Origin of the sequence: Pseudomonas sp. N040, assembly GCF_015637705.1 — a bacterium.
In the GTDB taxonomy this organism is placed as follows: Bacteria; Pseudomonadota; Gammaproteobacteria; order Pseudomonadales; family Pseudomonadaceae; genus Aquipseudomonas.
Window position 1 is genome coordinate 381,097 of sequence record NZ_JADOBE010000002.1, and the last position, 11,432, is coordinate 392,528.

Genomic DNA, 11,432 nt, shown 5'->3' on the forward strand with positions numbered 1-11,432 from the left:
CGTCAGCCCTCAGTCATCGGAGCTGTGGACTTTGCGGTGCAGGATTGCCTGGAACTCGTCGGCGAAGGTGTAATAACGGCCAATCAGCATCTCGCCACGCGCGGCGAAGCGGTTATAGGCAATCACTGCCGGAATCGCCGCAAACAGGCCGATAGCCGTGGCAATCAGCGCCTCGGCGATCCCTGGCGCCACCGTGGCCAGCGTCGCCTGCTGTACCTGGGCCAGGCCGCGGAACGAGTTCATGATCCCCCACACCGTGCCAAACAGACCGACATACGGACTGGTGGAGCCGACGGTTGCCAGAAACGGCAGGCTCTGCTCGAGCTTCTCTTCTTCGCGGGAAATCGCCACACGCATCGCCCGATTCACCCCGTCCATCACCGCATCCGGATCAAAACCCGATTGCTGGCGCAGACGCGAGAACTCCTTGAAGCCGGCACGGAAGATCTGCTCCAGCCCGGAATCCGGATCAGGCGTAGTGCCCACCTGGCGATACAGCTTGGACAGGTCGATCCCCGACCAGAAGCGCTCCTCGAAGCTGTCGAGACCACGCTTGGCGTGACGCAACATGGCGCTGCGCTGGAAAATCATCATCCATGAGGTGACCGAGGCAGCCAGCAATGCGAGCATTACCAACTGCACCACAAAACTGGCATTGCTGATCAGACTCCACATGGACATATGGTCGACGGCGTTAGCTTCCACGCTGCATCTCCTGTTTGGAAAGACTCACTGGGAAAGCCCCGGATCACTGGCAAAGGCTGCATGCAGCGCTTCGGGTATGGCCCGTGGCTTCAAATTGTCGGCGCGCACACAGGCCACCAGGAACTGCCCCTCACAGAGCAGCAGATCATCTGCAACACGCCGCACCTGCTGGCGAAAGCGCAGACTGGCACGGTTCAGCTCGATGACCTCGGCAGTCACCTGCAACACATCATCCAGCCTTGCCGGCGAGCGGTAGCGCGCCTCGACCGAATGCACCACGAACAGCAAGCCTTCCTCTGCCAGCTGCGACTGGGCATAGCCCAGGCTGCGCAGACGCTCGGTACGGGCGCGCTCCATGAACTTGAGGTAATTGACGTAGTAAACAATCCCGCCGGCGTCGGTGTCTTCAAAATACACCCGGCAGTCATGGGTAAATGGCTGGGCCTTATTTTGCGCGCGCATACTTTAGTGCTTACTCCTGCCCTTGCCAATCAGCCAAGTGCTTGTTTTCAAACTAATCATCGCTCACATCGAACAAATCAGCCGCCTGCAGGCCGGCGAGCCGTCCCGGCAGGTTCAAACCGAAATGCAGGTAGGCATGCCGGGTCACCACCCGCCCGCGCGGAGTGCGCATGATATACCCTTGCTGGATCAGATAGGGCTCCAGCACGTCCTCAATGGTGTGCCGTTCTTCACTGATGGCGGCCGCCAGGCTGTCGATCCCGACCGGTCCGCCATCGAATTTCTCGATCATTGCCAGCAGCAGCCGGCGATCCTGATGGTCGAAGCCCTGTTCGTCGACATCCAGCAGGTTCAGCGCCAGATCGGCGATTGGCCGGGTGATCTGTCCCTTGCCCCGCACCTCGGCAAAATCACGCACGCGGCGCAGCAGGCGATTGGCGATCCGCGGGGTACCACGGGCCCGGCGGGCAATCTCGAAGGCGCCGTCAGGCTCGACATGCAGGCCGAGAATACCGCCCGAACGACTGACGATGGTCGACAAATCCGCGGCACTGTAGAACTCCAGCCGCTGCACGATGCCGAAGCGGTCACGCAGCGGATTGGTCAGCATGCCGGCACGGGTGGTGGCACCCACCAGGGTAAACGGCGGCAGGTCCAGCTTGATCGAACGCGCGCCGGGGCCCTCGCCAATCATGATGTCGAGCTGGAAATCCTCCATCGCCGGGTACAGCACTTCCTCGACGATCGGCGGTAACCGATGGATTTCGTCGATGAACAGTACATCGCCCGGCTCAAGGTTGGTCAGCAGTGCCGCCAGGTCTCCGGGCCGTTCCAGCACCGGCCCGGACGTGCTCTTGAGCGAGACGCCCATTTCCTGGGCGATGATATGCGCCAGAGTGGTCTTGCCCAGCCCCGGCGGGCCGAAAATCAGGGTGTGATCGAGCGGCTCGTTACGCCCGCGGGCAGCCTGGATGAACAGTTCCATCTGATCGCGTACGACCGGCTGGCCAATGTAATCGGCCAGGCTGAGCGGACGAATCGCCCGGTCCAGTTGCTCATCGCGGTCACGCCCGCCGGTTGTTACCAGTCGATCGGCTTCAATCATTGCGGCTTACACCATTCCTTTAAGGGCACGACGAATCAGATTCTCACTGGAAAGACCCTCCTCCAGCACGGCTGACACCGCCCGGCTGGCCTCCTGCGGCTTGTAACCAAGTGAAATCAGGGCGCTCAACGCATCGCTCTCCGCGCTTGAGACCGCCACGCCCGGGCGGGGTTCAATCACCAGTGTCGACATCCCGGGCAACGTCTCCCAGGTCTTGAAGCGATCCTTGAGCTCGACCAGCAGGCGTTCCGCGGTTTTCTTGCCGACACCCGGCACCTTGACCAGCGCGGAGGTATCCTGGGCCTGCACGCAGCGTACCAGTTCATCGACTTCCAGCCCCGACATCAGCGCCAGCGCCAGTTTCGGCCCTACCCCATTGAGCCGGATCAGCTCGCGGAACAGTTCGCGCTCGCGCTTCTCGAAGAAGCCGTAGAGCAACTGGGCATCTTCGCGCACCACCAGGTGCGTGTGCAGGGTCAGCGGCTCGCCAACGGCGGGCAGGCGATACAGGGTCGACATCGGCACTTCCAGCTCATAGCCGATCCCGCCGACATCGAGAATCAGGTGCGGCGGATGTTTTTCCACCAGCGTGCCGCGCAGGCGTCCAATCACGGGTTGGTCTCCTTGTTCATAGGCGCAGACCTCAAAGGCGCAGCCGGCCGGCGCGCTGCTTGGCGCCGGCCAGGCCATGGGGAATCAGGCTTTGCCGGTGATGGGCATGACAGATGGCAATTGCCAGTGCATCCGAGGCATCGATCTGCGGCTTTTGCACCAGCTTGAGCATGTGCATGACCATCAACTGCACCTGCTGCTTGTCCGCCGCACCAGAGCCGACCAGCGCCTGCTTGACCTGGGTCGCGGTGTATTCGGCCACCTCCAGTCCCTGCTCGACCCCGGCCACGATGGCGGCGCCACGCGCCTGCCCCAGCTTGAGCGCGGAGTCGGCATTGCGTGCCATGAACACCTGCTCAATGCCCATGGTCACCGGCTCGTAGCTGCGAATCACCTCACAGACCCCTCGATAGACCTTCTGCAGGCGCTCGGGCAAGGCGCCGTCGCCGGTGCGGATACAGCCCGAAGCGATGTATTCGCAACCGCGCCCGGTATCCCGCACCACACCGTAGCCGGTGATGCGCGAGCCCGGATCGATCCCCAAAATCAGCGTCATACCCTGCCGCCCGAATACTGTCTATTTATCCAGCTTCCGAGTATAGGGAGTCTGCCCGGCGGCGTCACCCACCGCCGGGCACAAAAAACCGGAAGGCCTTTGCGCAACTTCCGGCTGGCTGTATTTGCTCTGCAGCTAATCCAGCTGCTCCATGATCTCGTCGGGAATTTCGGCGTTGTGGTAGACGTCCTGCACGTCATCCAGGTCTTCGAGCATGTCGATCAGCTTCATGACCTTCCTGGCGGTTTCCAGGTCGCTAATCGGTGCACTGATCGACGGGATCATGGCGATCTCCGCCTCCTCGCCCTTGAACCCGGCGGCAGTCAAGGCCTCGTTGACCGCGAGGAAATCGGCAAAGCCGGTCGATACCAGCGCCGAACCATCCTCGCCCATCTCCACGTCGTCGGCACCGGCTTCCAGCGCCGCCTCCATCAGGGCGTCTTCGTCGACCCCGGGGGCGAAGCTGATCTGCCCCTTGCGCTCGAACATGTAGGCCACCGAACCGTCGGTGCCCAGGTTGCCGCCACACTTGCTGAAGGCATGCCGCACGGCCGCCGCGGTACGGTTGCGGTTGTCGGTCATGGCTTCGACGAACACCGCCACGCCATTGGGCGCATAGCCCTCATAACTGAGCTCGACCATATTGTCGGCTTCGTCCGCTCCGGCGCCGCGGGCGATGGCACGGTCGATGGTGTCGCGGGTCATGTTGGCGGTCAGCGCCTTGTCTACTGCCAGGCGCAGGCGCGGATTATCCGCGGGCAAGGCACCGCCCTTGGCGGCCACGGTCAGCTCGCGAATCAGCTTGGTGAAGATCTTGCCGCGCTTGGCGTCTTGACGCCCCTTGCGGTGCTTGATGTTGGCCCATTTGGAATGACCAGCCATAACTCACTCCGGTTGTTGCACATACGCACGTAGGATGGGTTAGCCGCGAGGCGTAACCCATCATTGAGGGGGATGGGTATCGCCATGCTCAACCCATCCTACGCCCCAAACCGCCTTACTCGGCTTTGGGCTGCTCGCGCAGACGAATATGCAGCTCGCGCAGTGCCTTGTTGTCGACGATACCCGGCGCCTGGGTCATGACGCAGGCCGCGCTCTGGGTTTTCGGGAAGGCAATCACTTCGCGGATCGACTGTGCGCCGGTCATCAGCATCACCAGGCGATCCAGGCCGAAGGCCAGGCCGCCATGGGGCGGCGCACCGAACTTCAGGGCGTCGAGGAGGAAACCGAACTTCTCCTGCTGCTCGTCTTCGCTGATGCCGAGCACGCGGAACACCGTCTGCTGCATGGCACGGTCATGAATACGGATCGAGCCGCCACCCAGTTCGGTGCCGTTCAACACCATGTCGTAGGCGCGCGACAGCGCGGCTGCCGGATTGGCTTCCAGTTCGGCCGGACTGCAGCTGGGCGCGGTGAACGGGTGGTGCATGGCGGTCAGGCTGCCATCGTCGTTCTCCTCGAACATGGGGAAGTCGACCACCCACAGCGGCGCCCATTCGCAGGTCAGCAGATTGAGGTCGTGGCCGAGCTTGATGCGCAGCGCGCCCAGGGCTTCGCTGACGACCTTGGCCTTGTCGGCGCCGAAGAACACGATGTCGCCATCGACCGCACCGACGCGATCAAGGATCACATTGAGGTTGTCCAGCGGGATGTTCTTGACGATCGGCGACTGCAGGCCTTCCACGCCATTGGCGCGTTCGTTGACCTTGATGTAAGCCAGGCCGCGGGCACCGTAGATGCCGACGAACTTGGTGTAATCATCGATCTGCTTGCGTGGCATGCTCGCCCCGCCCGGTACCCGCAAGGCGGTGACGCGGCATTTGGGGTCGTTGGCCGGGCCGGCGAAGACTTTGAAGTCGACGTCCTTGAGCTGATCCTCGACATCCACCAGCTCCAGCGGAATCCGCAGGTCCGGCTTGTCCGAGCCGAAACGGCGCATGGCTTCGGCCAGGGTCATGTGTGGCAACTCGCCGAACTCGACGTTCAGCACGTCCTTGAACAGCTGGCGAATCATCTTCTCGGTGATGGCCATGATGTCAGCCTCGTCGAGGAAGCTGGTTTCGATGTCGATCTGGGTAAATTCCGGCTGGCGGTCGGCACGCAGGTCTTCGTCGCGGAAGCACTTGGCGATCTGGTAGTAGCGATCGAAGCCGGCCACCATCAGCAGTTGCTTGAACAGCTGCGGCGACTGCGGCAGCGCAAAGAAGCTGCCGGCATGGGTACGGCTCGGCACCAGATAGTCACGCGCACCTTCCGGCGTGGCGCGGGTGAGGATCGGCGTTTCCACATCGAGGAAGCCGTGCTCGTCCAGGTAGCGGCGAATGCTCGAGGTAATCCGCGAGCGCAGCTTGAGCTTGTCGGCCATTTCCGGGCGGCGCAGGTCGATGAAGCGATAGCGCAGGCGGGTTTCCTCCCCCACGTCGGTGTATTCGTTCAGCGGGAACGGCGGGGTTTCCGCTTCGTTCAGCACTTCCAGCTCGTAGCCGAGGATTTCAATGCCGCCGGACAGCATGTTGGGATTGACCGCACCGGCCGGACGCAGGCGCACCTTGCCGGTGATTTTCACCACGTATTCGCTGCGCACCCGGTCAGCCTTGGCAAAGGTTTCGGCGCGATCCGGGTCGAAAACCACCTGGGCCAGCCCTTCGCGGTCGCGAATGTCGAGAAAGATCACCCCACCATGGTCGCGGCGACGATGCACCCAGCCGCAAAGAGTGATTTCCTGACCGTCCAGGCTTTCGTTCAACTGGCCGCAATAGTGGGTGCGCATCATGATCTTCGTTCGCTTCTGTTAAGTGCTTGAATTGGTTATGCCGATTATTCGCCGGCAGTGCATCCGCCGCCGGCACAACCGGTGGCCGGACAGGCTGCAGGGGCTTCCGCGCCTGCCAGGTTCTTCTTCGCTCCGGTCTTGAAGTCCGTCTCGTACCAGCCGCCGCCTTTCAGGCGGAAGCCCGGCACCGATAGCATTTTCTTCAGCCCGGCAGCCTTGCAGGCCGGACAATCGACCAAAGGCGCATCGCTGAACTTCTGAATGGCCTCCAGCTGATGGCCGCAACTACTGCACTGGTATTCATAGATCGGCATAAAACACCCTGAACCGGCACCACGAGCCGAGAGCCTGCGGCAAAGGGCGCGATTATATACAGTTAATCGGCAAGACACAGCCGCCAGGCCGATCGCCATCCCTGCCGGCCACGGCAATCAACCCGGCGCAGCAGCCTGCAGCTGATTTGAGTAGCCCTGCGCTTTGCGGTTAAATACGCCGCTGCAGGTCCGGGTCCGCCCCGGCACTGCAGCCGCTGAAGGTATCCCGCACGGATTTTTCCACCGCTGACGCTACCCATCAGCTGTTCAAGCAGTAATCCTCTTCGTCAAAGTGAGTTAATTCCATCATGGTCAAAATCGTCCATCTACTGGCGGGCGTTGCCGCCCTGCTGTTGTCATTTATCCCCGCTCTGGGCACCGATGCGCCTGCCTTTTTGCAACAACCCGATGCGCTGTACCTGGCATTTTGCGGCCTGATCAACCTGCTGCTGGCGGGCTATGTCCAGAGTCGGCACAGCCCCCGGCATACCGCCGTTTCCGTACTGGTGGTTCTGGCTGCCGCGCTGCAGGCACTTGTACTGCTGGCCCCCATGCCGCTGATAGGCAATCAACCGGCCGTCGTGCTGGCGCTGATCGCGCTCCTCGGCGCGGTGCTCCTGCAGCTGGCTGACAACCTGCCCAAGCGCAGCCAGGCCGCCCGGCCCGCCAATACCAGCGGCGACCAGGGCAAGCGTGAAACCGGCACCGTGAAGTGGTTCAACACCTCCAAGGGCTTCGGCTTCATCTCCCGGGATTCCGGTGACGATATTTTCGTGCACTTCCGCGCCATCCGCGGCGAAGGCCACCGTGTTCTGGTTGAAGGCCAGCGCGTCGAGTTCGTCGTGATGATGCGCGACAAGGGCCTGCAGGCCGAAGATGTGATCGCCGCACCGTCCTCCCGGCGCTAGTCCGCGGGCACATAAACGGTTCAATGGGCGCGCGGGCTAGCGCAGGAAACTGGCAACCTGCGCCGCCTCGAACGGCCAGTCGAGTTCCGCACCGGTATCGACCCGGCGCAGCACCGGAATGCGCAGGCCGTAGCTCTCCACCAGCGCCGCGCCCTCGGCAATATCGATCAGTTCGACCAGCAGGCCGCGTTCGACAAACGGCAACAGCAGCGCTTCGGCCACCTCGCACAGGTGGCAGCCGAGGGTTCCGAGGAGCTGGCATTCTGGAGGCATGGAGGCGAACCTGGACGCAAGATGGTCAACATTTGCACAGCTGAAGTCTAACAGCCTGCTGCGCCATTTTCCGTCTGCCGCACGTCGCTCCGCCAGATTCACCGGCACCGGTGCGACCGGAAGATCAAAGCTGGGCGCCTGCGACTAAAGTCGCAACGACCAAGGTCTAAGGGCCAAACGGCTGCTGAAATGTTTTAGTCACCTCGCTGTAACAGTCCGCACACCGGCCTGGCAATCCACCCCGAGGAGACAACAACATGCGCAATACACCCCTCGCCCGCGCAGTGGCCCTGGCCACCCTGGGCGCCGGCCTCAGCCTGCCGCAATTCGCCCTGGCCGATTTCATCACGGACAGCAAGGCGACACTCGAACTCCGCAATTTCTACATGAACCGCGACTATCGCCAGGACAGCCCGCTGCCGACCGTCACCGGCAAGACCCCGAGCGAAACCAAGGCCTATTCCGAGGAATGGGCGCAGGGCTTCCTGCTGCGCATGGAGTCCGGCTTTACCGAAGGCCCGGTCGGCTTTGGCGTCGACGGCCTCGGCCTGGTCGGCATCCGCCTTGACTCCGGGCGCGGCCGCAGCGGCACCGGCTTGTTGCAACTGGACAATGAAACCGGCAGGGCTCAGGACGAATACGCCTCGGCTGGCGCCAACGCGAAAATCCGCATTTCCAAGAGTGTGCTCAAAGCCGGTAACGGCTTGCAGCCGAAACTGCCAGTGGTGCAGGCCAGTGATATCCGCCTGCTGCCACAGACCTTCGAGGGCGGCTCACTCAACGTCCTCGAAATCGACGGCCTGAACCTGAATGGTGGCATGTACAGCCAGGTCAAGCAGCGTGCTTCCAGCGACTATCAGGACCTGATGCTCAACGGCAATACCGTCGCCACCAGTGACCAGTTCAGCTTCGCCGGTGGCGACTACGCCCTGACCAAGGAACTGAGCCTGAGCTATTACTACGGCGAACTGGAAAACATCTACGACCAGAATTTTGCCGGGCTGGTCTACCTGCTGCCGCTGGCCGAAGGTCAGTTCGTCAAGGCTGACCTGCGCTATGCCGACAGCAACGACAACGGCAGTGCCGATGCCGGCACGCTGGACAACAAGTCCGCCAACGGCATGCTCACCTATGGCATCGGCGCCCACGCCTTCGGCCTCGGCTACCAGCAGATGAACGGCGACAACCCCTTCCCCTACATCGCCGAAACCGACCCCTACCTGGTCAACTATGTACAGATCGGCAACTTCGCCAGCACCGAGGAGAAATCCTGGCAGGCGCGCTACGACCTGAACTTCGCCAGCTTCGGCGTTCCCGGCCTGACCCTGATGACCCGCTATGTGAGCGGTGACAACATCGACCGTGGCGCCGGCGTCAGCGAGGGCGAGGAATGGGAACGCGACACCGACATCGCCTACCTGTTCCAGAGCGCCGCGCTCAAGGGCCTGGGGGTGAAATGGCGCAACGCCACCTACCGCTCCAACGTGGCCAAGACCACCAAGGACCTAGACGAGAACCGCCTGATCGTCAGCTACACCCTGCCGATCTGGTAACAGCACAAAGCTGTGCCGCAACCCACCGAATGGCCTGCCTGCGCGCAGGCCTTTCTTTATCTAGGGCGGGTGCAACCCGCGCAACCACTACCGACTGCCGCCCGAATCAACGCCCTGAAGATCAGCCGGCCTGCGGCGCCATGCATTTGTTTGCCGCAGCTGCGCAAGCCTTTGCTAAGGTGACAGGCATGGAACATGCACCTACCTGGCTGGTTAACAGCTTCATCTACCTGAGCGCCGCGGTGATCGCGGTGCCCCTGAGTCAGGCCCTCGGCCTGGGCTCGATCATCGGCTACCTGGTCGCCGGGATCGCCATCGGCCCGTGGGGGCTGGGACTGGTCACCAACGTCACCGACATCCTGCACTTCGCCGAGTTCGGCGTGGTGCTGATGCTGTTCCTGGTCGGCCTCGAACTGGAACCCAAGCGCCTGTGGAGCCTGCGCCGGCCGATCTTCGGCTGGGGCTCGGCACAGGTCATCGCCTGTGCCGCGGCGCTGGCCGGGCTGGGCCTGGCCTTCGGCTACGACTGGCGCATCGCCCTGATCGGCGGTCTCGGCCTGGCCCTGTCGAGCACCGCGATCGCCCTGCAGGTGCTCGGCGAGCGCAACCTGCTGCGTACCAGCGGCGGCCAGGCCGGTTTCTCCATCCTGCTGTTCCAGGACGTGGCGGCCATCCCGATCCTCGCCCTGCTGCCACTGCTGGCGGCCAGCGCCACGGTCGACGGCGGCGAGAGCGCCAACCGCTGGCTGGAGACCCTGCGGATCATGGCCGTGATCGCCGCCATCGTGGTCGGCGGACGCTTCGCCATCCGCCCGCTGTTCCGCTGGATCGCGCGCAGCAAGACGCCGGAAATCTTCACCGCCACTTCCCTGCTGCTGGTGGTCGGCATCGCCAGCCTGATGCAGCTGATCGGCCTGTCGATGGCGCTGGGAGCTTTTCTCGCCGGCGTGCTGCTGGCCGAAAGCGAGTACCGCCGCGAGCTGGAAACCAACATCGAGCCGTTCAAGGGCCTGCTGCTCGGATTGTTCTTCATCGCCGTGGGCATGAGCATCGACTTTGGCGTGCTGGCGCGCTTTCCGCTGCAGATGGCCGCCATCGTGCTGGCCCTGCTGCTGCTCAAGGGGCTGGTGATCTACCTGCTGGCCCGGCTGATGCAGGTGCCGTTCCAGGAGCGGCCGCTGCTCACCCTGCTGCTGGCCCAGGGCGGCGAGTTCGCCTTCGTGGTATTCCAGGCGGCCGCCAACGAAGGGGCACTGAACAGCCAGACCACGTCGCTGCTGATCGGCGCCGTGGCCCTGTCGATGCTGGTCAGCCCGTTGCTGCTGGTGGCCATCGACCGCTGGCTGCTGCCGCGCTACGCAAAATGCAGCGCACCGGCCATGGCGGAAATCTCCGAGCCACAGGATGCCGAGGTACTGATCGCCGGCTTCGGCCGCTTCGGCCAGATCATCGCGCGCATCCTCGAAGCCACCGGCCAGCACTGTACGGTGCTCGATCACAACGCCGAGATGATCGAGGCCGCGCGGCGTTTCGGCTATCAGGTGTTCTACGGCGATGCCACCCGCCTCGACCTGCTGCGCACCGCCGGCGCCGGCCAGGCCCGCGTGCTGGTGGTGGCCGTGGACAAGCCGGCGCAGTCACTGGAGATCGTCGAGCTGGCACGCGAGCACTTCCCGCAGGCGACCATTGTCGCGCGCGCCTTCGATGCGCCGCACTGGCACAAGCTGCGTGACCGCGGCGTACAGCTGCTGCAGCGTGAGCTCTACGAGTCCAGCCTGCTCAGCGCGCACAGCGTGCTCGAACTGCTCGGCCATTCGAAGGCTGCAGCCGAGCAGACTATCCGCCAGTTCCGCGAACACAACCTGCAGATGCTGGAAAGCATGCGCCCCTTCCATGAGGACCAAGCCAAGCTGATCTCCGCCGCCCGCGAATCGCGCCGCCAGCTGGAAGAACAACTGGCCGAGCAGCGCCGGCAGACGCGGCAGGACCAGCCCGACTGAGCGGCCGGCCTCCCGCTAACGCTTTGGATTATCGTTTGACATCGGGTTCAACATACAAGCGTGGGCGTAGGGTGGGCTTCAGCCCACCGACATCGGCCCGCGCTTTGTGGTGGGCTAAAGCCCACCCTACGCCCACCCTACGTTTTGCACGCAACAGGTAACTGCTACAGA

The 11,432-nt window shown here is 63.1% G+C and carries 12 protein-coding genes and 1 pseudogene; 4 read left to right on the forward strand and 9 right to left on the reverse strand.

All coding sequences use genetic code 11. The annotated features are described in order from the left end of the window. Positions 1–9 precede the first annotated feature (9 nt). The 8 genes from tolQ to ISX93_RS04685 form a co-directional block, all read right to left on the reverse strand. The gene (gene tolQ, locus ISX93_RS04650; protein ID WP_195777536.1) at positions 10–705 is read right to left on the reverse strand and encodes a protein TolQ; all 696 of its coding nucleotides are present in this window, start codon (positions 703–705) and stop codon (positions 10–12) included. A gap of 24 nt (positions 706–729) precedes the next feature. Further along, the gene (gene ybgC / locus ISX93_RS04655; RefSeq protein ID WP_195777537.1) at positions 730–1,167 is read right to left on the reverse strand and encodes a tol-pal system-associated acyl-CoA thioesterase; all 438 of its coding nucleotides are present in this window, start codon (positions 1,165–1,167) and stop codon (positions 730–732) included. A gap of 52 nt (positions 1,168–1,219) precedes the next feature. Next, positions 1,220–2,272, reverse strand: coding sequence for a Holliday junction branch migration DNA helicase RuvB (gene ruvB / locus ISX93_RS04660; protein ID WP_195777538.1), 1,053 nt, complete (start codon positions 2,270–2,272; stop codon positions 1,220–1,222). A gap of 6 nt (positions 2,273–2,278) precedes the next feature. Next, positions 2,279–2,884, reverse strand: coding sequence for a Holliday junction branch migration protein RuvA (gene ruvA, locus ISX93_RS04665; RefSeq protein ID WP_195777539.1), 606 nt, complete (start codon positions 2,882–2,884; stop codon positions 2,279–2,281). 31 nt (positions 2,885–2,915) lie between these two features. Next, complete coding sequence (gene ruvC / locus ISX93_RS04670) at positions 2,916–3,440, reverse strand: crossover junction endodeoxyribonuclease RuvC (protein WP_195777540.1); 525 nt, start codon at positions 3,438–3,440, stop codon at positions 2,916–2,918. 135 nt (positions 3,441–3,575) lie between these two features. Next, positions 3,576–4,322: a YebC/PmpR family DNA-binding transcriptional regulator gene (locus ISX93_RS04675; RefSeq protein ID WP_195777541.1), complete on the reverse strand. Its 747-nt coding sequence runs from the start codon at positions 4,320–4,322 to the stop codon at positions 3,576–3,578. Positions 4,323–4,437: 115 nt separating this feature from the next. After that, positions 4,438–6,213 (reverse strand): aspartate--tRNA ligase, encoded by a 1,776-nt coding sequence (gene aspS / locus ISX93_RS04680; protein WP_195777542.1) that lies wholly within the window; start codon positions 6,211–6,213, stop codon positions 4,438–4,440. A 44-nt stretch (positions 6,214–6,257) separates the two neighbouring features. Continuing rightward, a complete protein-coding gene (locus tag ISX93_RS04685; RefSeq protein ID WP_195777543.1) occupies positions 6,258–6,527 on the reverse strand; it encodes an FmdB family zinc ribbon protein in 270 nt (89 codons plus the stop codon). Positions 6,528–6,835: 308 nt separating this feature from the next. On the opposite strand from ISX93_RS04685, the pseudogene ISX93_RS17295 reads away from it, so the two are divergent. Both ISX93_RS17295 and ISX93_RS17100 read left to right on the forward strand, forming a co-directional pair. Continuing rightward, a pseudogene (locus tag ISX93_RS17295) lies at positions 6,836–7,144 on the forward strand (cold shock domain-containing protein membrane protein); the annotation flags it as partial. A 90-nt stretch (positions 7,145–7,234) separates the two neighbouring features. Further along, positions 7,235–7,435, forward strand: coding sequence for a cold-shock protein (locus ISX93_RS17100; protein ID WP_308705301.1), 201 nt, complete (start codon positions 7,235–7,237; stop codon positions 7,433–7,435). A gap of 36 nt (positions 7,436–7,471) precedes the next feature. On the opposite strand, the gene ISX93_RS04695 is transcribed toward ISX93_RS17100, so the two are convergent. Further along, the gene (locus tag ISX93_RS04695) at positions 7,472–7,708 is read right to left on the reverse strand and encodes a glutaredoxin family protein (RefSeq protein WP_195777545.1); all 237 of its coding nucleotides are present in this window, start codon (positions 7,706–7,708) and stop codon (positions 7,472–7,474) included. 257 nt (positions 7,709–7,965) lie between these two features. Here ISX93_RS04695 and ISX93_RS04700 point away from each other — a divergent pair, with 257 nt between their 5' ends. After that, a complete protein-coding gene (locus ISX93_RS04700; protein WP_195777546.1) occupies positions 7,966–9,261 on the forward strand; it encodes an OprD family porin in 1,296 nt (431 codons plus the stop codon). A 188-nt stretch (positions 9,262–9,449) separates the two neighbouring features. Further along, on the forward strand, positions 9,450–11,261 hold the full coding sequence (gene kefC / locus ISX93_RS04705; protein WP_195777547.1) for a glutathione-regulated potassium-efflux system protein KefC: 1,812 nt from the start codon (positions 9,450–9,452) through the stop codon (positions 11,259–11,261). The last annotated feature ends 171 nt before the right edge of the window (positions 11,262–11,432 follow it).